Source organism: Streptomyces inhibens, from assembly GCF_022221585.1.
In the GTDB taxonomy this organism is placed as follows: domain Bacteria; phylum Actinomycetota; class Actinomycetes; order Streptomycetales; family Streptomycetaceae; genus Streptomyces; species Streptomyces inhibens.
The window spans coordinates 5552769-5576358 of record NZ_CP084681.1; the positions used below are offsets into that span (position 1 = coordinate 5552769).

Here is a 23590-nt window from a genome sequence, read left to right on the forward strand (position 1 = left end):
CTCACCGCTCCGTGATGTGCCGGGCGATGGCGCGCAGCGCGTCGGCGAAGTCCTCGGCCACCTTGTCGATGGTGGCCCTGTGATGAACATTGCGCGAGAAGTACCAGGTGAAGCGGAGCCGCCCGGAGTGCACGGCGCCCACCACCTCCACCGGGTGCCCGGTCAGCTCGTCGGGCCGCTGCTCCCGGCCGATCGGGTCGCCGAACGCGTGGTAGAGGTCGCTCTCCGCCGCGCGCTGCGCCTCGTCGGCCTGGCCGTGGTAGTTGAACACCACCTGGGCCGGGGCCCGTTCGGCGAGTGCGGCACCCGGGGTGCCGGCCGGGCTCAGATGCCGCAGCGCGCCGTAACCGAAGCCGTTGCCGGGCAGCGACCGCAGCTGTCCGCGTACCGACCTGATGAGCGCCGGCCAGTCGTCCCGGTCGCCGGCCACCTCAAGGGCGACGGGGTACTCGGTGGTGAACCAGCCGACGGTCCGGGAGAGATCGACGTCGTCGAAGAGGTCCTCCCGGCCGTGGCCCTCGGTGTCGAACACGACCTGGCGTTCGCCCGTCCACCGGGCCAGGGTGCCGGCGAGCGCGGCGAACAGCACCTCGTGGAAGCGGGTCCGGAAGACCCCGGCGGACCGGCGCAGCAGCACCTCGCTGGTGTCCTCCGGCAGCTCCACCGTGACGGTCTGCACGGACTCCACCACCGCGGGCCCCGAGCCGTCGTGCGGGACCTCGGTGCCGTCGGGCAGCGCCTGCCAGTAGGCGGCCTGCTCGGCGAGGCCGCCGTCGGCGATGTGCCGGGCGAGCCGGTGCGCCCACTGCCCGAACGAGGTGCTTTTGGCGCCCAGGGACACCGGCTTCCCGTCGCGGGCCTGGACGTAGCCGGCTTCCAGGTCCTCCAGCAGGATCCGCCAGGAGACGCCGTCGACGACGAGATGGTGCGCGGTCACGAACAGCGCCGGCCGCTCCCCGGGCCCGAAGACGAACAGCAGCGCCGCGGCCGGCGGCCCGGCCGCCAGATCGAGCCCGGCGTCGGCCGAGGCCGCCAACTCGTCCATGGCGGCGGCCCGTTGAGCCTCCGGCAGCCCGGACAGGTCGTGCCGGCGCAGGATGTCCACCGGCTCCGGCGGGGTGGCGTACTGCCGCCAGTCGCCGTCTTCGCGTACGAAGCGGGTCCGCAGGGCGTCGTGGTGGCCGATCAGCGCGGCCAGTGCGTGCCGCAGCGCCGGCTCGTCGAGATCGGCGTGCAGTTCGAGGAACACCGACTGGGTGAAGTGGTGCGGGGCGAGCGGCCCGGCCGCGAAGTAGTCGCGCTGGATCGGGGTGAGCGGTATCTCGCCCGCCGTCCCGGCATCGTCGTGCTGCGCCTGGGGGGCCTCCGGCCGGTCCGCCGCCCGTTCCTCGGCGAGGGCCGCCAGCGGGGCGATGCTCTGGTGGACGAACAGATCCTTGGTGGTCACCGCCAGGCCGGCCTGCCGCATCCGCTGCACCGCCTGGATGCTGAGCAGGGAGTCGCCGCCCAGCTGGAAGAAGTTGTCGTCGGTCCCGACCCGCGGCACCCCCAGCACGGCGGCCCAGATCTCCGCCAGGGCCCGCTCGGCAGCGGTCCCGGGCGCGCGGTAGGCGGCCGGCGCGCCGTCGGTTTCCGACGCGTCGGGCTCCGAGGGCGCGGCCTGCCGCAGTTCGGCGAGCCGCCGCACCTCGGCCTCGTCCGCGGGTGCGATGTCGGCGAGCGCGCGATGGTCCTCCAGGACCGCGGCGAGCAGCGCCTGGAACTGGCCGGCCATCCGCTCGACGGTGCCGTCGTCGAACAGCGCGGTGCTGTAGCCGATGGCCGCCTTCAGGCCGTCGGGCCCGTCGACGAAGTCGAAGCTGAGGTCATGGCTGACCTCGCCGCTGACGAACGGGACCTCGGTCACCGTCAGTCCGGGCAGCGCCGGCGGCGCCGACCGGTCCGTCTCCAGTCCGACGAACACCTCCACCAGTGCGTTACGGCTGGGGTCGCGGCGCGGTCGCAGCACCTCGACCAGCCGGTCGAACGGCACGTCCTCGTGCACAAACGCTTCGAGGACGGTGTCGCGCACCGCACCGAGGAAGGCGTCGAAGGTCCCGCTCTCGTCGACGGTGGACCGCAGCGCCACCGTGTTGACGAACAGCCCGACGAGCCCCTCGAGTTCTTGCCGGCCCCGGCCGGCGGCCGGGGTGCCCACGACGATGTCCGGCTGTCCGGTGTAGCGGGCCAGCAGCAGCTGGACCGCCGCGGTGAGCGCCATGAACAGGGTGGCGTCATGGCGGCGGGCCAGTTCCTTGAGGCCCGCGGCCACCCGCGGCTCGATCTCGATCAGCAGCATCCGGCCCGCGGAGCTGCGGACCGCCGGCCGGGGCCGGTCGGTGGGCAGCTCCAGCGGCCGGACACCGGCCAGCCGCTCCTGCCAGTAGGCGAGATGGCCGTCCAGCGCCGGGCCGGACAGCATCCGGCGCTGCCAGGCCGCGTAGTCGGCGTAGGAGACCGGCAGCGCCGGCAGGGCGGGCGGTGTGCCGTCGAGCGCCGCGGCGTAGTGGACGCCGAGCTCCTCGGTGAGCACCTGCATCGAGACACCGTCGGTGGCGATGTGGTGGATGACGAGCAGCAGCAGATGGTCACGGGCGCCGAGCCGGAACAGTTCGGCGCGCAGGACCGGGCCCTCGGTGAGGCCGAACGGCCGGGCGGCGGCGCGGTCGATGTGCCCGCGCAGGGTGTCCTCGCGCTGGTCCTCGGGCACCTCGGACAGATCCGTACGCTCGCAGACCACCTCGCCCGCGGGGTGCACGATCTGCTCGGCGCCCTCGCCGGTGGCCGCGTAGGTGGTACGCAGCGCCTCGTGCCGGGCGACGAGCCCGTTCAGGGCCCCTCGCAGCGCCGCGACGTCCAGATCACCGTCGAGCCGGAGCCCGGTGACGATGTGGTACTCGCTGCTGTCCGGGTCGAAGTTGTGCAGGAACCACTGGCGTTGCTGGGCGGACGACAGCGGCAGCGGTGCGCCGCGGTCGGCCGGCTCCAGGGGGACGTCGGCGGCCGCCGAGGGGTCGTCCCGGCCGAGGGTGGCGGCGAGACCGGCCACCGTCGGGGTGTCGAAGAGCTGGCGGGGCGACGGGGCGACGCCCAGCGTGGCCCGGATCCGGGAGATGACCCGGATGCTGAGGATCGAGTCGCCGCCCAGGTCGAAGAAGTTGTCGTGCACGCCGACCCGTTCGACGCCCAGGACCTCCTGCCAGATACCGCAGAGCAGCAGCTCGGTGGCGCTGCCCGGCGCGGTGTAGGGCCGGGCGGCGTCCTGCGCCCCGGCCGGGGCCGGCAGCGCACGCCGGGCGACGGTGCCGCTCGGCGTCATCGGCAGCGCGTCCAGCACCATGTACGCGGTGGGGACGGCGGGCGACGGCAGCCGTTCGGCGGCGAAGGCCCGTAGCTCGGCCAGGTCGGGGGTGTGGCCGGCGGCGGGCACGACATAGCCCACCAGACGGGCCGGCCCACCGTCGTCCTTGCGGATCGCGGCGGCCGCCGAGTCGATCGCCGGGTGGCGGGCCAACGCGGCCTCCACCTCGCCGAGTTCCACCCGGAAGCCGCGGATCTTGACCTGGTCGTCGACCCGGCCGAGGCATTCGAGGTTGCCGTCGGCCCGCCAGCGCGCGAGGTCACCGGTCCGGTACATCCGGGCGCCCGGCTCCGGCGCGAACGGGTCGTCGAGGAAACGCTCGGCGGTCAGCTCCGGGCGGCCCAGATAGCCGCGCGACACTCCGTCGCCGCCGATGTAGCACTCGCCGACGACGCCGGTGGGAACCGGGCGCATCCGCTCGTCCAGCACATAGATCCGGGTGTTGGCGAGCGGCCTGCCGACCGGTACGAAGGCGGCGTCGCCCAGCGGGTCGCGGCCGAGCTGGAAGACCGTGGAGTCGACCGTGGTCTCGGTCGATCCGTACGCGTTGACCAGCACCGTGCCCGGCGCGAGACCGGCCAGGATCTCGGCCGCGGCATCGGCCGGCCAGCCCTCGGAGCCCACCATCAGCACCCGCAGCGCCTCCGGTGTCACACCGCGCCAGGCGAGCTCGGCGACCACCGCGCGGGCCAGCGTCGGCACCGTCACCATCAGCTGGGCCCGGCTCTTGAGCAGCAGATCGGTCAGCGCCACCTGGTCGGCGACGGCGTCCTGCGGACAGATCACCATCGTGCCGCCGAAGAGGGCGGAGAGCAGGAAGTCGCTGAAGAACAGGTCGACGGAGATGCTGGAGACGGACAGCGCGCGCGGTTGCAGCGCGGCGAGCCCGTAGCGCCGGTCCCAGGCGTGCACCATGTGGTGGACGTGCCGGTGCTCGACCATCACGCCCTTGGGGCGCCCGGTGGTGCCCGACGTATAGACGACATACGCCAGGTCGTCCGGTGCCACGGCGGTGTACGGCGGGCGGGCCGGCAGCTCCTCCAGCAGCGGCAGATCGCGGTCCAGGCACACCGTCGTCGCGTCGTGCCCGGCGGTCCGGTCCAGCAGCCGCTCCTCGGTCACCACGACCGGCACCGCGGCGTCCTCCAGCATGACCTGGAGCCGCTCCGCCGGATAGGCGGGGTCCAGCGGTACGAAGGCACCGCCGGCCCGCAGCACGCCCAGCAGCGCCACCACGGCGTCCACCCCGCGGTCGGCGCACACCCCGACCAGCGTGCCGGGCGCCACGCCCAGACCGGCCAGGTGGTGCGCCAGTTGGTTGGCGCGGGTCTCCAGCTCGGCGAAGGTCAGCTGCCGGGTGGCGTCGCTGACCGCCACCGCGTCCGGGGTACGGGCGGCCCGCTCGGCGAAGAGCTCATGGACCGGCCGCGGCGGCGGGAAGCCGGCGGCGGTGTCGTTCCACTCGGTGAGAAGCCGGTGGTGTTCGGCCGCATCGAGCAGCGGGAGGTCGTCCACCGGGGTGTGCGGGGCGGCGGCGACGGCGTCGAGCAGCGTCGCCAGATGCCCGGCCATCCGCTCGACGGTCGCCTCGTCGAACAGATCCGGGTCGTAGCCGAGGTTGAGATGCAGCTCGTCGGCCACGTACGCGGTCAGGGTGAGGGCGTAGTTGGTGACCTCGTCGCCCTGGAACGTGCCGAGGGTCAGCCCGTACTTGGCGGCCGCATCGCTGTCGTAGGGGTAGTTCTCGAAGACGACGATGCTGTCGAAGAGGTTGGTGCCGGCCGGTACGCCGCTCCAGCGCTGGATCTGCGCCAGCGAGACATGCTCGTGCTGCCGGGAGTCGAGCTGCTCGCTCTGCAGCCGCCGCAGCCACTCGACGGTGCCGGTGGCGGCGCCGTCGCCGGCACCGGCACCGTCGATGGTCGCCCGTACCGGCACGGTGTTGATGAACAGCCCGGCCATCGACTCGGCGCCGGGCAGGGTGGCGGGACGGCCGGAGACGGTGGTGCCGAAGCAGACGTCGCGCACCCCGCCGTAGCGCGCCAGCAGGATCGCCCAGGCGCCCTGCACCAGCGTGTTGACGGTCAGCCGCGCCGACCGGGCGGCCTCGGACAGCCGCCCGGAGCGCTCGGCGGACAGCTGCAGCCGCACCTCACGCGAGGACCGGGTGCCGTGTGCCTTCACCGGCTGCCGGTCGTAGGGCAGCGGCGTCGGCACCGTGAACCCGTCGACCACCGAGCGCCAGTGCGCCTCGGCGGCCGGCTGGTCCTGTTCGGCCAGCCAGCCGACATAGTCGCGGTACGGGCGGCGGGCCGGGGCCGCCACGCGGGGGCCGCCGGTCAGCGCGGTGTACTGGGCGCACACCTCCGACAGCAGCCCGGCGAAGCTCCAGCCGTCCATCAGGATGTGGTGCGAGGTCCAGAACATCTGGACGGCGCTGTCGGTGAGCCGGACGAGGGTCAGCCGCAGCGCGGGCGCGACGGCGAGATCGATGACGGTCTCCTCGCGCCGCTCCCACAGCCGGTCCAGGGCGGCCTGCCGTTCCTGCTCGGTCAGGGACCGCAGGTCGTGATGGGTGACCGGCACACGGGCGGCCGCGTGCACCACCTGAAGGGGTTCCGCGACGTCCTGCCAGACGATGGCGGTGCGCAGGGCGGGGGTCCGGTCGACGACCTGCTGCCAGGCCGCGGCCAGTGCCCCCGGGTCGGTGATGCCGTCCACGCGGACGCCGAAGTGCCCGGTGTACGGGTCGCGTCCGGACTCGCTCAGCGCGTGGAAGAGCATGCCGCTCTGCATCGCGGTGAGCGGGTAGATGTCCTCGACCGTGCGGCCGTCGCCGGCGATCTTGTCGACGGTGGCCTGGTCGAGGGCGGCCAGCGGGAAGTCGGACGGGGTGGCGCCGCCGGAACCGGGGGCGGCGCAGTGCGCCACGATCGCTTCCAGCGCGGTCATGAAGCCCGCGGCGAGCCGTTCGACGGTCTCTGCGCGGTGCCGGTTCACCGAGTACGTCCAGTGGAACTCCAGCCGGCCGCCGGTGACCACGCCGTTGATCTCCAGCAGCTGCGCACGGTGCTGGCCGGCGGCCCGCTCGGCGCCCTCGCTGGTGAGCATGGCGCGGGCGAGGCCGGTGCGGTCGGCGGACACGTCCAGCTGGCCGAGGTAGTTGAAGCTGACCTCGGGCTCCGGACCGTCCTCCAGAGGGGAGTTGGGCCCTGCCAGATGACGCAGCGCGCCATGGCCGAGTCCGTTGTGGGGCACCGCCCGCAGCTGTTCCTTGACGCTCTTGAGGACCGTTCCCCAGTCCCGGTCGGCCGGCATCCGCAGGGCGACCGGGAAGAGGGTGGTGAACCAGCCGACGGTGCGGGTGAGGTCCACCTCGTCGAAGAGCTCCTCGCGGCCGTGGCCCTCCAGGGCGATCAGCACCCGCTCGCCGCCCGCCCAGTCGGTCAGCACCCGGCCCAGCGCGCTGAGCAGGACGTCGTTGATCTGGGTGCGGTAGGCCTCGGGCACCTGCCGCAGCAGCGCCTCGGTGCCCGCGGCGGACAGCTGTACGGAGACGGTGCGGGCCGACCCGGCGGTGTTCTCGCCGGGCTCCTCCTGGGCGCCCTGGCGGTCGGGGAGCCCGCCGGTGTCGACGGGGAGCGGGGCGGTCTCGCGCGCCGCGTCCTGTACGCCCTTCCAGTACGGCAGTTCGGCGTCCAGGCCGCCGTCCGCGACATGGCGCGACAGCCGGCGCGACCAGTCGCGGAACGAGGTGGTCCGGGGCCCCAGGTCGATCGGCCGGCCGTCCGCCGCCAGGCGGTAGCCGGTCTCCAGGTCCGCCAGCAGGATGCGCCAGGACATGCCGTCGATGACGAGGTGGTGCGCGACGAGGTACAGCCGGGGCGGCCGGGCGTCGCCGAGGGTGAACAGCCGGGCCCGCAGCAGCGGCCCCTCGGACAGCCGGAAGTCCCGCTGCGCCGCGTCGACGGCGGCCGCCATCGCGGCGTCCTGCTCGTCGGGCGAGACGCCGGACAGATCGAGGTGTTCGAGGAGTTGACCGGTCTCGGCGGGCGCGTGGTGCAGCCGCCACTGCCCGTCCTCGGATACGGCGCGGAGCCGCAGTGCGTCGTGCTGTTCGGTCAGCGCGGCCAGTGCGGCGCGCAGCGCCGGGAGGTCGGGGCCCTCGGCCAGCTCCAGATACAGCGACTGGTTGAACTGCTCCAGGCTGTCGCCGAGGGAGTTGAAGAACCAGTGCTGGATGGGGGTGAGCGGCAGCTCGCCGGTGACCGGGCCGTCGTTGGCCGCACCGTGCGCGGCGGGGTCGGTCTCGGCGACGGCGTCGGCGGCGAGATCGGCGATGGTCTGCCGCAGGAAGGTCTGCTTGGCGGTCAGCCGCAGTCCGGCGGCCCGGGCCCGCGCCACCACCTGAAGGCTGAGGATGGAGTCGCCGCCGAGGTCGAAGAAGTTGTCCTCGACGCCGATGTCCGTGACGCCCAGCACCTCCGACCAGATGCGCGCCAGCGTCTCCTCCGCCGGGGTGCGCGGCGCGATACGGGCGCTGCCCTCGTCGCGCCGGATGTCGGGTGCGGGCAGCGCCCGCCGGTCGACCTTGCCGTTGGCGTTCAGCGGCAGCCGGTCCAGCGGCACGAAGACCGAGGGCACCATGTGCTCGGGCAGCACCTCGCGGGCGAACTCGCGCAGCCGCGCCGGGTCGGCCGCGTCCTCCCGCGCCGGGACGACGTACGCCACCAGGCGGCGGGTGCCCCGCTCGTCCTTGTGCACCGTGGCGGCCACCGCGCCGACCCCGTCGTGGCGCGACAGTACGGCCTCGACCTCGCCGAGCTCGATCCGGAAGCCGCGCAGTTTGACCTGGTCGTCGGTGCGGCCCAGGTAGTCCAGGTCGCCGCCGGCCAGCCAGCGGGCGCGGTCGCCGGTGCGGTACATCCGGCTTCCCGGCGGACCGTACGGGTCGGCGACGAACCGCTCCGCGGTCAGCGCGAGCCGCCCGAGGTAGCCGCGGGCCAGCGCGGCGCCGGAGAGATACACCTCGCCGGGGACGCCGGCCGGCACCGGGCGCAGCCGGTCGTCCAGGACGCTGACCCGGACGCCGGAGAGCGGGCGGCCGATGGGGACCGAGTCGCCGCTGACGGTGTCCGGGGTCAGCGCGGCGCTCATGCTGGCGCAGACCGTGGACTCGGTGGGGCCGTAGGCGTTGATCATGCGGTGATGGGCGGACCAGGTGCGGGCCACCGCGGGCGGGCAGGCCTCGCCGGCCACGACCAGGGTGAGGTCCTTCGGCAGCGTCCCCGGGGTCAGCGCGGACAGCGCGCTGGGCGGCAGCGTCACATGGGTGACCCGGTGCTCGGCCAGCACGTCGGCCAGCGGCTGTCCGGGCAGGATCCGCTCCTGGTCGACGACGACCAGCGCACCGCCGGACAGCAGCGCCATGCCCAGCTCGGAGAAGGCCGCGTCGAAGCCGAGCGAGGCGAACGACAGCACCCGCGCGCCGTGCCCGGTACGGAAGTGCGCCGACTGCGCCGCCACGAGGCCGTGCACACCGGTGTGGGTGACCACCACGCCCTTGGGGCGGCCGGTGGAACCGGAGGTGTAGATGACGTAGGCCGGGTGGCCGGGCAGCAGCGGGGCGGGCAGCTCGGCGGCCGCCAGCGGGCCGGCGGACAGCTCGCCTGCGGCGGCGCGGGTGTCCGGGTCGTCCAGGAACAGTGCGGGCGCGCCGAGTTCCGCGCCGTCGCCGAACCCGGCCGAGGTCAGCACCAGCAGCGGGCGGGCGTCCTCGATCATCAGCCGGTTGCGTTCCGCGGGGCTCTTCGGGTCCAGCGGCAGATAGGCGGCACCGGTCTTCTGGATCGCCAGGATCGCCGTGACCATCTGCGCGGAGCGGGGCAGCGCCACCGCCACCAGCGTCTCCGGCCCGGCACCCCGGGCCAGTAGCAGCCGCGCCCACTGGTTGATACGGCCGTCCAGCTCGGCATAGCTGAGCGTCTCCTCGTCGGAGACCAGCGCATCCGCATCAGGGGTCCGCGCGACCTGCGCGGCGAACAACTCCGGTGCGGTACGCGGCTCCCGGCCGGGCCCGGAGTGCGGCCACTCCTCGGTCACCCGACGGTGCTCGGCGGCCGGCAGCACGGCCAGCCCGGCCACCGGGACCGCGGGCCGGCGGGTGAGGTCCTCGAGCAGGGTGACCAGCTGCGCGGCCATCCGCGCGGCGGCGTCCGCGGCGAACAGATCGGTGTTGTAGGTGAGGTGCCCTTCGAGCCGGTCGTCGCGCTCGGTGAAGTCGAACGAGAGGTCCATGCTGGAGGCGAACACCGGCGGCGGCATCTCCTCGATCCGCAGCCCGGGCAGCTCCGTGTCGGTCCGCGGGGTGTTGTGCAGATTCACCGCGACCTCGGCCAGCGGCGGCCGGCTGAGGTCGCGCTCCGGATGCAGCGCCTCGACGACCCGCTGGAACGGCACATCCTCGTGGGCGAAGGCGTCCAGGACCGTCGCGCGTACCGCCCGCAGCAGCTCGGTGAACGACCGCGTCTCATCGATCCGGGAGCGCAGGACCAGATTGTTGACGAAGAAGCCGATCAGATTCTCGGTCTCGGTCCGGCCGCGCCCGGCCGCGGCGGTGCCCACCGCGATGTCCCGCTGCCCCGACCAGCGCGACAGCAGCAGCTGGACCGCGGCGACCAGCGCCATGAACAGCGTGGCGCCCTGTTCCCGGCCCAGCTCCCGAAGGCGTGCGGCGACCGCCGGGGGGATCTCGAAGGAGTGCAGCGCTCCGGCGCTGGTGCGGACCGGCGGCCGCTGCCAGGTCGTCGGCAGATCGAGCGGGACCAGCCCGGCCAGCTCCCGGCGCCAGTGGTCGAGCCCCTCGCGCAGCCGCGCGGAGCTCAGCTGGTCACGCTGCCAGACGGCGACATCGAGGTAGCTCACCGGAAGTTCGGGCAGTACGGCGGGCGCACCGCGCAGCGTCGCGGCGTAGTGGGCGGTGAGCTCGCCGGTGAGCACGCCCATCGACCAGCCGTCGGTGACGATGTGATGCAGGGCCAGCGCGAGGACATGGTCGTCGGCCGCCAGCCGGATCAGCTGCGCCCGCAGCACCGGGCCGCGGCGCAGGTCGAAGGGGCGCCGGGCCTCGTACTGCAGCAGGGTCCGCAGCGCGTCGTCCCGCTCGCCGTCGTCCGCCGCCGACAGGTCGACGAGCGGCAGCGGTGTCGGTACGGGCGGATGCACGGTCTGCTCGGCGTGCCCCTCGCGGGAGCCGAAGGTGGTGCGGAGCGCGCCGTGCCGGGCGACGATCTCGCTCAGCGCCGCGGACAGCGCGCCGGGGTCGAGGTCGCCGCGCAGCCGCAGGACGCGCAGGGTGTTGTACTCGTTGCTCTCCGGTTCGAGCTCATGCAGGTACCAGAGGCGTTCCTGGGCGGGCGAGAGCGCGACGGGGCCGTCGTGCCCGATGCGCGGGATGGTGTCCGCGCCGCCCGTCGCGGCGGCCCGGCCGGCCAGCCGGGCGCGCAGCAGCTCCTGCACATGGGCCGGCAGCGCGGCGGTGCGCTCGGCACGCGACGCCGGGGTGGTGGTGTTCGGGTTGTCGGGCTGGTCCGCTGCAGAGCTGGTCATAGGGCGCCGCCTCCGACGGCTTCTTCCAACTGCGCCAGGATCTTTTCCTCTAGGCGCTCGGCAAGGGCGGCGATGGTGGGGGCGTCGAAGAAGTCGCGGGGTGAGACGTCCACACCGAACGCGCCGCCCATCCGCGACATCAACCGCAGGCTGGTGATGGAGTCGCCGCCGAGGTCGAAGAAGTTGTCCTCGACGCCGACGTGTTCGAGCCCGAGCAGCTCCACCCAGATGAGGGCCAGTGCCTCTTCCGTGGGGGTGCGGGGCGGGATGCGGTCGGCGGTGCCGCCGGCGGCCGGATCCGGTGCCGGCAGCGCCCGCACATCGACCTTGCCGGTCGGTCCGAGCGGTAGCTCGGGCAGGGTGACGAGGGCCGACGGCACCATGTAGCCGGGGAGTTGGCCGCCCAGGGCGCGCAGCAGGGCGGCGCGTTCCGGGGCGGTTCCGCTCCCGTCCGGTACGACATAGGCGACCAGCCGCTTGTGGCCGGTGTCGTCGTCCCGGGCGATCACCACCGCCTCCGCGACGCCGGGCTGCCGCAGCAGTGCGCTCTCCACCTCGGCGGGCTCGACACGGTAGCCGCGGATCTTGACCTGGTTGTCCACCCGCCCGGCGAACTCCAGCCGCCCCTGCGGGGTCCAGCGGATCAGGTCACCGGTGCGGTAGAGACGGGATCCCGGCGGTCCGAACGGGTCGGCGACGAAGCGCTGCGCGGTCAGGTCGGGGCGGCCCAGGTAGCCGCGGGCCAGGCCCGCACCGCCGATGTAGAGCTCGCCGGTCACCCCGACCGGGACCACGGCCAGCCGCTCGTCGAGCACATGGAAACGGGTGTTGGGCACCGGCGGTCCGAGCGGCACCTGGCGCCCGGCGGCCCCGGGGTCGACGCGGTGCAGGGCGACGGACAGGGTCGCCTCGCTGGGCCCGTAGATGTTGAACAGCCGGCGCCCCCGCGCCCACTCCCGGGCGAGTTCGGGCGCGAGCACATCCCCGGCGAGCCCCAGGCTGCGTATGCCGGGCAGCGAGGCCGCGTCCAGCACCGAGGCCACCGCGGGCGGCAGCGTCAGCGCGGTGATCGACTCCGCGCGCAGCTGCTCGGCGAGGTGGGCCGGGCTCTGGCGGGCCTCGGGGTCCGCGATGACGAGGGTGGCGCCGGCGGTCAGCGTCAGGAAGACCTCCCAGACGCCGCCGTCGAAGCTCATTGTGTAGAACTGCAGCATCCGGCTGTCGGGGCCCAGGTCGTAGAGCCGTCCGGCCTCGGTGATGATGTTGAACAGCGAGCGGTGCTCGACCATGACGCCCTTGGGGCGGCCGGTGGAGCCCGAGGTGTAGGTGACATAGGCCAGGTCGCCGGCGTCGCCGCCGGAGACCGGCGCGGCGGTGGGGTGCGCCTCGATGGCCGCCAGGTCCCGGTCCACGCACACCACCCGGGCGTCCGTCGGCGGCAGCCCCGCCAGCAGGTGTTCCTGGGTGAGCAGGACCGCGGGCCGGGACTCGGACAGCATGGTGGCGAGCCGCTGCGCGGGGAATTCGGGGTCGAGCGGCACATACGCGGCGCCCGCCTTGAGCGTGCCGAGGATGGCCACGACGACCTCCGCGCTGCGCTCGACGGCGATCCCGACGAGGGCGTCCCGGCCCACGCCCGCGGCGCGCAGATGGTGTGCCAGCTGGTTGGCGCGGCGGTCCAACTCGCCGTAACTCAGCTGCCGTTCACCGTCGACGACGGCGATCGCGGTCGGCCGGGCCGCGGCCTGTTCGGCGATGACCGCGTCCAGCCGGCGGTCGACCGAGTAGTCCGAGGCGGTGTCGGTCCAGGTGTGCACGATGGTGTGCCGCTCGGCGGCGGTGAGCAGGGGCAGCTCGCCGACCCGGCGGTCGGGGTTCTCGGCGGTCTCCTCCAGCAGCGTGTGCAGATGGCCGGCCAGCCGCGCCACGGTGTCCGCGTCGAACAGCGCGGTGTCGTAGCGCAGCAGCACGGTCAGCTCTTCGTTGAGCTGAACGATGGCGTTGAGCGGGTAGTTGGAGGTGTTGCTGGCCTCGATGGCGTCGAGCCGCAGCCCGTAGTTCCCGGCGGGACCGAGGTCGGCCGGGAAGTTCTCGAAGGCCAGCACGCTGTCGAACAGTCCGCCGTGCGCCCGCTCCGGCGCCCAGCCCTGCACCTGGGCGAGCGAGACCTGCTCATGGGCGCGCGCCTCGGCCTGCTCGTCCTGCACCCGGCGCAGCCAGCTCAGCAGACCGGCGTCCGGATCGACGTCGACGCGCACCGGAAGGGTGTTGATGAACAGGCCGATCACCGATTCCGCGCCCGCCAGATCGTCGGGCCGGCCGGCGACCGTGGCGCCGAACAGTACGTCCCGCTCACCGCTGTGGCGGGCCAGCAGCAGCGCCCACAAGCCCTGCACCACGGTGTTCATCGTCACCCCGGCCCGCTTCGCCGCGGTGCCCAGTCGGCCGGTCACCGCGGCCGGCAGCCGCAGCTTCAGCTCGGCGTCGGGGGCGGCCTGATGGGCGTCGGGGCGCGGCCGGTCGTACGGCAGCGGGGTGGGCGACTCACGGCCGGTGAGCGCGGCACGCCAGTACTTCTCGGCGGCGGTGTGGTCCTGCCCCGCCAGCTGGCCGACGAACTCGGCGTAGGTGTGCCGCAGTTGCGGGGTGTACGGGATGCCGTCGGCGAGCGCGGCGTACTCGCCGAGCACCTCGGACAGCACCTGTACGACGCTCCAGCCGTCCAGCAGCAGATGGTGGAACGTCCACACCAGCCGGACCTGGTCGCCGCCCAGGCGGGCGACGGCGATCCGGGCGAGTGGCGCGGTGTGCAGATCGAGCCCGCGCGTGCGGTCCTCGGTCAGATACCGCTCCAGGGCCTGCCGCTGTCCGGCCTCGTCCAGTGCCGTCCAGTCGAGCTGTGCCACCGGTATCCGGACGCCGGTGCGCACGACCTGGAGCGGTTCGGCGAGGCCGTCCCAGGCCAGTGACGTACGGAGCACAGGGGTGCGGTCGACGACCCGCTGCCAGGCGGTGGCCAGCAGCTCCGGCTCGCGGATGCTGTGCAGGGCGAAGTGGAACTGCTCGATGTACATGCCGCGTTCGGCGTGCATCAGGGTGTGGAAGAGCAGCCCGCTCTGCATCGGGGTCAGCGGGTAGGCGTCCTCGGCCGGGCCGCCGTCCGCGGTCAGCCGCTCCACACCGACCCGGTCCAGACCGCTGAGCGCGAACGGCGCGGTCGGCCGGTCGGACGGTGCGGGGTCGGCGTCCGCCGTGGTCCGCTCCACCGTCACCACGGGGCTCAGCGCCGCGATGGTCTGGCGCTGGAAGAGGTCCTTGGAGGCCAGTCGCAGCCCGGCCCGGCGGGCCCGTACGGCGGTCTGCAGACCGCTGATCGAGTCGCCGCCGAGGGCGAAGAAGTTGTCCTGCACGCCGACCCGTTCGACGCCGAGCACCTCGGCCCAGATGGCGGCCAGGGTCTCCTCGACCTCGTTGCCGGGCGCGACATACGCGGCGCCCTCGCCGCCGGCCGGCTCCGGCTCGGGCAGCGCCCGCCGGTCGATCTTGCCGTTCGCGGTCAGCGGCAGCGCGTCGAGCAGTACGAAGGAGGACGGAACCATGTACTCCGGGAGTACGGAGGCGATGTATCCGGCGAGCTCCTCCGGGTCGGGCGCGGTGCCCCGGTCGGCGACGAGGTAGGCGACCAGGGACCGGCGGCCGGGGGACGGCTCGCGGACCGTGACGAACACCTGCGAGAGCTCCTCGCGGCGGGCCAGCACGCTCTCGATCTCGCCGAGTTCGATGCGGTAGCCGCGCAGTTTGACCTGGTTGTCGATCCGGCCGAGGAAGTCCAGGGTGCCGTCCGGTAGCCATCGCACGATGTCACCCGTGCGGTACATCCGGGTTCCGGGCGGCCCGAAGGGGCAGCCGACGAAGCGCTCCGCGGTCAGGTCGGGGCGGCCCTGATAGCCCTGCGCCAGACCCGCGCCGGCGAGGTACAGCTCGCCGGGCACCCCGACGGGGACCGGGCACAGCCGGTCGTCGAGGACATAGGCGGCGGTGTTGTACAGCGGGGCGCCGATGGACGGCAGCCCGGCGGGCGCGTCGGGTCCCAGGGGCTCGACCACCGCCTGGGTGGCGGCCACCGTCGCCTCCGCGGGCCCGTAGGCGTTGAGCAGGGTGAACGGCAGTCCGGGCTGCGGCCTGCGGCGCAGCGAGTCGCCGATGACCAGGACGGTGCGCAGCCGGGTGGTGGTGATCGCCGCTACGTCCAGCAGGGATTCGATGCGCGGGGTCGGCAGATAGGCGACCGTGGTGCCGTTCTCGGCGAACCACTCCACCAGCGCCGTCGGATCGTCCAGCGTCTCCTGGTCGGGCTGGTCCACGCGGGCGCCCGCGCACAGATACGGCCACACCTCGCCGACCGCGACGTCGAAGGCCAGGCCGACCACGGACGACCCGCGGTCCTCGGGGCCGACGTCCAGCGCGTCGTTGTGCCAGGCGCAGTAGTCGGTCAGCGCGCTGTGCGGCACCGCGACGCCCTTGGGGCGGCCGGTGGACCCGGAGGTGTAGACGATGTACGCGAGGTCCTCGGGCCGGGTCGCCACCTGGGGGTCGTGCTCCGGATGCCGGGCGATGTCCGGCCCGGCCGCGTCGAGGTCGATGACGCTCGCCTCGGTCGGGGGCAGCGCTCCGGCCTGCCGCGCGGTGGTCAGCAGCACGGGGGTGCCGGTCTCCTCCAGGAGATGCCCGAGCCGTGCCGCCGGGGTGTCCAGCGCGGTCGGTACGTACGCGCCGCCGGCCTTGAGCACCGCGAGCATCGCCACGATCAGCTGCGGCTTGCGCGCCAGGTTCAGCACCACGGGGGTGCCCCGGCCGACGCCGAGAGCGCCCAGGTAGTGCGCCAACTGGTTGGCGCGCGCGTCGAGTTGGGCGTAGGTGAGGGTCTGTCCGCAGTGTGTGACGGCGAGCGCGTCCGGGGTGGTGCGGGCCCGCTCGGCGAACTGGCGGTGCACCCCGAGCGTCGTCGGCAGTGCGGCGGCGGTGTCGTTCCAGCCGGTCAGCAGCGTGTCGCGTTCGGCCGCCGGCAGCAGCGGCAGATCGCGCACCTGGCGCCGCGGTGCCGCGCATACGGCGTCCAGCAGCACCCGCAGATGGCCCGAGAGCCGCTCGATGGTCGTCGCGTCGAACAGATCGGTGTTGTACTCGACCATCACCTCCAGCGCCCCGGCCCGCTCCGTGCAGTCCACCGTCAGGTCGAAGATCGCGGCCGGGCGCGGCAGCGCGACGGTCTCGGTGCGCAGCCCGGCGAACTCCTCCGCACCGGCCGGGGCGTTCTGCAGCAGCAGCATCGCCTGGACCAGCGGGGTACGGCTCGGGTCGCGCTCGGCGCCCAGCGCGTCCACGAGCCGGTCGAACGGAAGGTCCTGGTGCGCGAAGGCGCCCAGCACCGTCTCCCGTACCTCCCCGAGGAATTCGTGGAAGGGCAGCTCGCCGCGCACGTCGGAGCGGAGCACCACGGTGTTGATGAACGCGCCGACCAGCCGCTCCACCTGCGGGTGGTCCCGGCCGGAGACGGCGGTGCCCAGCGCGATGTCCTGCTGTCCGGAGTAGCGGGCGAGCAGCACCTGCAACGCGGCGGTCAGGGTCATGAAGAGCGTGGCGCCATGGGCGGCGCTCAGCTCCTTGAGGGCGGCGACCAGCCGGCGGTCGAGGGTGAAGCGGTGCGCCGCACCGGCCGAGGTCTTCAGCGCGGGCCGGGGCCGGTCGGTGGGCAGTTGCAGCGGTGCCACATCCGCCAGCCGGTCGCGCCAGTAGTCGATCTGGGGCACCAGCCGGCCGTCGTCCACGGTGGCGCGCTGCCAGGCGGCGTAGTCGCTGTAGTGGACCGGCAGCGGCTCCAGCGCGGCGGGCACCCCGCGGCGCGCGGCGTCGTAGCGCGCGCTCAGCTCGTCGGTGAGCAGCCCCATCGACCAGCCGTCGGTGGCGAGGTGATGCACCCCGATCACCAGGGCGTGATCGCGCTCGCCGCGGCGGATCACCAGCACCCGCAGCACCGGGCCGGCGGCCAGGTCGAAGGGCCGGGCGACCTCCTCGGCCAGCAGTCGCCGCTGGGCGGCCTCCTGGTCGTCGCCGGTCAGCGCGGAGAGATCCTCGACGGTGAGCGGGACCGGGAAGCCCTCGGGCGGGGCGATGACCGCGGTGGGGCGGCCGTCGTCGGAGACCACGGTCGTCCGCAGCGGCTCATGGCGGGCGATCAGCCCGCCGAGCGCGGTGCGCAGCGCGGGGAGGTCGAGGGTGCCGCGCAGCCGCAGCGCGGAGTGGACGTTGTACTCGACCTCGCCGGGGTCGAGTTCGTGGAAGAGCCAGAACCGCTGCTGGGTGAAGGACAGCGGCAGCGCGCCGGTACGCGGCGCGGCCGGTATCTGCTCCGGCGCGCCGATCGTGCCCCGCTCGCGGCGCGCGGCCAGTGCCCGGACGGTGGGGGTGGCGAAGAACTCCGCGGCCGTCAGGCGCAGCCCCAGGCCGGTCCGCATCCGCGACAGCGCCCGCACCACGGACAGCGAGTCACCGCCGAGCTCGAAGAAGTCGTCGTCGGCACCGATCTGTTCGACGCCGAGCACCTCGCGCCAGATGGCGGCCAGCGCCTCCTCGGTGGCGCCCTCGGGGGCGGCGTAGTCGGCGTCGACGCTGTCCTGGCGGGTGGGCGCGGGCAGCGCCCTGCGGTCCAGCTTGCCGTTGGCGGTCAGCGGGAAGGCCGGCATGACGTGGAAGGCGGTGGGGACCATGTAGCCGGGCAGGCGGGTGGCCAGCGCGGCACGCAGCCGGGACGGGGTGGGACGGGCGGAGCCGGCCGGAACGACGTACGCCACCAGCCTGCGCTCGCCCGACGCCTCGTCGCGGACCACCACCGTGGCCTGGTCGACCGAGGGGTCCTGGGCCAGTGCGTGCGAGATCTCACCCAGTTCGATCCGGAAACCGCGGATCTTGACCTGGTCGTCGCTGCGCCGCAGGTATTCGAGGCCGCCGTCCGGCAGCGGCCGCACCAGGTCGCCCGAGCGGTACATACGGGCCCCGGGCGGGCCGAACGGGCAGGCCACGAAGCGCTCCGCGGTCAGCCCCGGCCGGCCCGCGTAGTTCCGTGCCAGCCCGGGCCCGGCCACATACAGCTCGCCCTCCGCGCCGACCGGGACGGGCCGCAGGTCCTCGTCGAGGACATGGAAGGTCAGGTCGGGGAGGGCGACGCCGACGGCGCTGCCCGTGGCGCCGGCCGCGCCCTCCTTGTCCAGTGCGAGGAACGAGGAGTGCACGGTGGTCTCGGTGATGCCGTACATGTTGACCAGCGTCGGCGCCCGGTCATCGTGCCGCTCGTACCAGTCGGCGAGCTTGCCCAGGTCCAGCGCCTCACCCGCGAACACCACATAACGCAGGGCGAGTTGGGCGCCGAGCGCGGGGTTCTCCCGGTCGGCGGCCATCAGCTGGTAGAACGCCGAAGGCGTCTGGTTCAGGACGGTGACCCGTTCCTCGACCAGCAGCCGCAGGAAGTCGGCCGGGGCGCGGGTGACGGCATGCGGGACGACGACCAGCTTGCCGCCGTGCAGCAGCGCGCCCCAGATCTCCCAGACCGAGACATCGAAGGCGAAGGAGTGGAACAGCGGCCAGACGTCCTGCTCGTCGAAGCCGTACCAGTGGGCGGTGGACGACAGCAGCCGTCCCACATTGCTGTGCGGGATCACCACGCCCTTGGGCCGGCCGGTCGAGCCGGAGGTGTAGATGACGTAGGCGGGGTTCTCCGCGGACCGCGGGGCGGCCGGGGCGGGCTGCGGGCGCGCCCCGGCCGGCTCCTGCTCGTACCCGGACTCGTCCAGGATCAGCCAGTCGGTCCCGGAGCCGGTGTCCGGGTCCGGCAGACCGTCCCGCACCTCGGCGGTGGTGATCGTCGCCACCGGGCGCGCGTCGCCGAGGATGTAGGCGATGCGGTCGGCCGGGTACTCCGGGTCGATCGGGATGTATCCGGCGCCGGACTTCAGTACGGCGAGGATGGCCACGATCAGTTCGGCGGAGCGGGGCAGCAGCAGCGCGATGAACCGCTCGGGTCCCGCGCCGCGGCCGGCCAGCACAGCGGCCAGCCGCTCGGCGCGGGCGTCGAGTTCCCGATAACTCACCGCCCGGCCCTCGAAGACCACCGCGGTACGCTCCGGTGTTCTCGCGGCCTGCTCGGCGAACAATTCGTCCAGGCGGCGATCGCGCCACTCACCCATGGAAAACCCCCTCTGCCGACGTGATCGATATGCGCGTGTGCGGTTACTCGAGTTCGAAGACCACGGAGACCGACAGCGAGTCGATGGCGTGCTTCTTCACACAGCGCCAGCCACCCTCTTCGAATACCCCGTCCCATTCATCGAGGGTCGGCAGGTAAACGCCCATCATGTCGTGCCCGAACTCGAATCCCAGGGTGAATACGGGGAGTTCGCGGTCGGGGATACCGACGGTGCGGGTGGCGTCGCCGAGCAGGAACCGGCGCACATTCGGGAATGCCGCGCGCAGCTTTCGCAGCGTCTGCACACAGTTCTCGCGGGGCCAGAAGTCGTGCCCCATCATGAAGCAGGTGAGCAGATCGACCTCGGCGAATTCCCCGCGCGCCGAGACCTGGTCGATGGTGCGCGCGTCGCCCCGCACGAAGGAGATCTGGTCGCCGAATCCCTTGGCGGCCACCTCCTTCTCCGCCATGGCGATCGCGCCGTCGGCGATGTCCACGCCGAGGCCGCGGACGCCGGGGAACCGCCGGGCGATCTGGATCAGCCGCTCACCGCTGCCGGACCCCAGGTCGGCGACGGTGGTGGGGGTGTAACCCAGACCGTCGACCGCGGCCCAGAACGCCGGGTCGAAATAGCGCTCGCTGATCTCGCGGCACGCGTAGCTGATCGCCCCCGCGTCCCGCTGGTAGAACTTTCCTGTGCGGTTCTCGTTCGGCAGCACCTGCGGCATGCGGCGGAAGAGCTCGCCGCTGCCCTGATTGAGCCAGTGGAACAGTGAACGGTGGTGATTGGCCTCGTCGAAGTACGGGCCGACGACGACGGTGGCGCCCTCGCGCCGCACGATTCCCACACTCGCCAGCGCGGTGAACATGCCGACCACCGCCGGCTCGTGCAGATCATGGCGTACGGCGAAATCGGAGACATCCAACTTGCCGTTCTCCCGCAGCTCGTCAAGAGCTCCGAGCTCCCACGCGGCGCCGATGGCCGAAGAAGCCAGCGTCGAGTTGAAGATGTCTGCCACGGCGCGTCGCGCCTGCGCCTCGGAAACCTCGGTACTCATATCACGCCTCCACCCCGAAAGGGGTCGTCCGGAAGTCGATTGGATGGGCGTACACAGTCCAGCGATTTCCAGTCTCGGGTGAACTCCGCGGCTGATCCACGACTTTTACCGTGCAGCGAAGCAGGTCGGCGGACGGCCCGGTCCGAAGGTGCTTCGGACCGGGCCGCGGGGTGGGGGACGAGAGGCGCGCTACAGATAGGCGTTGTAGTGCCGGTAGGTCGGCCACAGCGCGGACCAGGGCTTCTTGGGGCCGTGGCACACCGTGATCGGCACGCCCTGTTCCGGATTGTCGATGCCCAGGCGGTTGTCGATGTGGTCGACGACCTTGCAGCTGGTGAAGTCGGCGGACAGCCGGTTCCGGTCGATGCCCACCGCGACCACCACCTCGGCGCGCTGCGGCGGCGGGCCCCAGTGGTACAGCTCGTTGTGGCCGCTGTACACCTTCGGCAGCCCGTGCCCGTAGTGGTCCAGGGCGCCCGCCTCGCCGAAGTTCTCGGTGAGCACGATCGCGCGGTCGCGGTCCGCGGCCGGCAGTGCGCGGTAGGCCGCCTCGGTCTGCTGGACCAGACGGGGCCAGCCCACCGTCTCCAGCGCCATGCTGGCGATCTGGAAGTCGCGCAGCGAGCTCTTGGGGATCACCGGCAGCGACAGCAGCATCTGCACCGCGGTGCTGAGCGTCAGCGAGACCGCGAGCACCGAGAGCCGCAGCTTGCGGGCGCCCGCCCACCGGTCGGCCGTCACACACCCGGCGGCCAGCAGCGCGATCAGCAGTCCGCCGGTGTAGTCCGGCCGGCCGCCCTCGATGAGGTACGACGCCGCGGTGGCCGCGAGATAGCCGACGGCCAGTGTCCGTACGGGCTTCCACTCCGGCACCCGGAACAGCTTGACCAGCCCGATCATGCACAGCACGAACAGCGCGGGGCCGAACAGCAGGATCAGGTTCGTGGCGAACATGGCGCGGTTCGCCTCGCCGTCGGTGCCCGCCAGCCCCTCCGCCATCTGCAGCTGCGGGAAGTCATGGGTGGCCTGGTAGATCAGGTTCGGCGAGCCGATGACCAGCGCCAGCGCCGTGCCCGCGTACAGCTTCCCGTCGCGGAAGACCTTCCGCGGACCGACCAGCGCCAGCCCCACCAGCAGCGCCACCGGCAGCAGCAGCACGATGTACTTGGCGTACAGCGCGACACCGACCACCACCCCGGCCCACAGCCACCACTTGCTCTCGCCGCGCAGCAGCACCCGCATCACGAACAGCAGCACCGCGGCCCACGCCACGGTGTCGAAGCTGGTGGTGAGGATCCAGTGGCCGAAGCTGAGCACCATCGTCGAGGTGGCCACCCCGAACGCGGTCAGCGTCTGGGCCCGCCGGGAACCGCCCAGCTCGGCGGCGATCATCGCGCCGAGCGCGGTCACGGCCGCCGCGCACAGCACGGCGGGCACCCGGATCGCCCACATGCTGTCGCCGAAGATCTCCATCGAGGTCCGTACGGCCAGTGGCAGCAGCGGCGGCTGGTCCACATAGCCCCAGGCGAAGCCGTGCACCCCGAGCAGCCGGAAGTACAACTCGTCGGCGTGGTAGCCGTATTCGCCGGCGAAGGCGAACAACAGCACGGCCAGCGCGGCCACCACCACGGCGACCGGCCGCCACGCCATCGGCGCCGGGCGGAACACCCCCGGCCCGGCCGCGGCCGCCCTGGAATCCCTGTCGAGGGATGTCGTCATCACGCCTCACTTCCCGCTGAGTTGTCGATTCGCACACGGCCCGGGGTGCAGGGGCACATCAGCCGCTCAAGTAGTGGTAGGAGGGCCACAGTCGGGCCCAGGAAGCCTTGCGGCCGTGGCACACCGTGATCGGTCTGCCCTGCTCGGCGTTCTCGACGCCGACGCCGTTGTCGACCCGTCCCACGACGGTGCACGAGGTGAACCCCGCGGCCAGCCGGGACCGGGGCACGCCCACCGCGACCACCACATCGGCGCGCTCCGGCGGCGGGCCCCACTTGTGCAGTTCGTTGTGGCCGCTGAACACCGCGGGCAGCCCGTGCCCGTAGCGGTCCAGCGCGCCGATCTCCCCGAGGTTGTCGGCGAGCACCACGGCCCGCTCCCGCTGCTGCCGCGGCAGCGCCTCGTACGCCGTGCGCACCTGCTCGGCGAGCCGCGGCCAGCCGACGCTCTCCAGGGAGATGTTGTTCAGCGGCACGAACGGGGAGCTCTGCGGCAGCACCGGCAGCGCCATCAGCACCTGGAGCACCGCACTGGCGGCCAGTCCGGCGCACAGCAGCACCCGCCGGGACGTACGCCGCCCCATCCACCGGTCGGCGGCCACCGCCCCGGCCGCGAACAGCCCGATCAGGAACCCGCCGACGTAGTCGGGCCGGCCACCGCCGTAGAGGGTCAGCGCCACCCCGACCACGAACGCCGGTGCCAGCGCCCGCACCGGCCGCCATGCCGGGTCACGCAGCAGCTTCACCAGCCCCGCGACCCACACCACGGTCAGCACCGGACCGAGCAGGATCACCAGGCTCGGCACGAAGATGACCCGGTTCATCGGGCCGTCGGTGGCACCCAGCGCATCGGCCATCTGCAGCTGCGGGAAGTCATGGGTGGCCTGGTAGATCAGGTTCGGCGAGCCGATGGCCAGCGCCAACGCGATCCCCGCGTACAGCCACCGGTCACGGAACACCTTCCGCGGACCGACCAGCGCGAGCCCGGCCAGCAGCGCCACCGGCAGCAGCGCCACGATGTACTTGGCGTACAGCGCCAGGCCCAGCACCACCCCCGCCCACAGCCACCACTTGCCCTCCGAGCGCAGCAGCGCCCGCAGGACGAAGAGCAGCACCGCGGCCCAGGCGAGCATGTCCAGGGTGGTGGTCACCATGATGTGGCCGACGCTGAGCACCAGGAACGAGCTGCCCAGACCCAGGGCGGAAAGAGTCTGTGCCCGGCGGGTGCCGCCGAGTTCGGCGGTGATCAGCGCCCCGAGCAGCACCACGGCCCCTGCGCACAGCGCCGCCGGCACCCGGATCGCCCACACCGAGTCGCCGAGGACCTGGGCGGTGGCGTGCACCAGCGCCGGCACCAGCGGCGGCTGGTCGGTGTAGCCCCAGGCCCAGCCGTGTTCGCCGAGCAGCCGGAAATACAGCTCGTCGACGTTGTAGCCGTACCTGTCGGACAGGGCGAGCAGCACGACGGTCACGGCGCCCGCGACGACGGCCGCCGGCCGCCGGGCCGGCCGTACCGCCGAACGCGGATCCGTTTCCACACCAACGGGAGCTGTCAGCACGTTTCTCC

5 protein-coding genes are annotated in these 23590 nt (G+C 73.0%); all 5 read right to left on the reverse strand.

Going from position 1 to position 23590, the window contains the following annotated elements; genetic code table 11:
* Position 1: 1 nt before the first annotated feature.
* Positions 2-11008 carry a non-ribosomal peptide synthetase gene (locus KI385_RS25345; protein WP_238574425.1) on the reverse strand — a complete coding sequence of 3669 codons (11007 nt, stop codon included), beginning with the start codon at positions 11006-11008 and terminating at the stop codon, positions 2-4.
* Positions 11005-19248, reverse strand: a complete 8244-nt coding sequence (locus KI385_RS25350; RefSeq protein ID WP_238574426.1) for a non-ribosomal peptide synthetase — start codon at positions 19246-19248, stop codon at positions 11005-11007. Before KI385_RS25350 ends, KI385_RS25345 begins: the two co-directional genes overlap by 4 nt.
* A gap of 43 nt (positions 19249-19291) precedes the next feature.
* On the reverse strand, positions 19292-20305 hold the full coding sequence (gene mppJ, locus KI385_RS25355; protein ID WP_238574427.1) for a phenylpyruvate C(3)-methyltransferase: 1014 nt from the start codon (positions 20303-20305) through the stop codon (positions 19292-19294).
* Positions 20306-20494: 189 nt separating this feature from the next.
* Positions 20495-22024 (reverse strand): glycosyltransferase family 39 protein, encoded by a 1530-nt coding sequence (locus KI385_RS25360; RefSeq protein ID WP_238574428.1) that lies wholly within the window; start codon positions 22022-22024, stop codon positions 20495-20497.
* 58 nt (positions 22025-22082) lie between these two features.
* Positions 22083-23582: a glycosyltransferase family 39 protein gene (locus KI385_RS25365; protein ID WP_238574429.1), complete on the reverse strand. Its 1500-nt coding sequence runs from the start codon at positions 23580-23582 to the stop codon at positions 22083-22085.
* Positions 23583-23590: the final 8 nt, after the last annotated feature.

Bases quoted from the DNA above. Each gene is read 5' to 3' on its own strand.
- KI385_RS25345 (WP_238574425.1), bottom strand. From the start codon at position 11,008: ATGACCAGCTCTGCAGCGGACCAGCCCGACAACCCGAACACCACCACC.
- KI385_RS25350 (WP_238574426.1), bottom strand. From the start codon at position 19,248: ATGGGTGAGTGGCGCGATCGCCGCCTGGACGAATTGTTCGCCGAGCAG.
- mppJ (WP_238574427.1), bottom strand. From the start codon at position 20,305: ATGAGTACCGAGGTTTCCGAGGCGCAGGCGCGACGCGCCGTGGCAGAC.
- KI385_RS25360 (WP_238574428.1), bottom strand. From the start codon at position 22,024: ATGACGACATCCCTCGACAGGGATTCCAGGGCGGCCGCGGCCGGGCCG.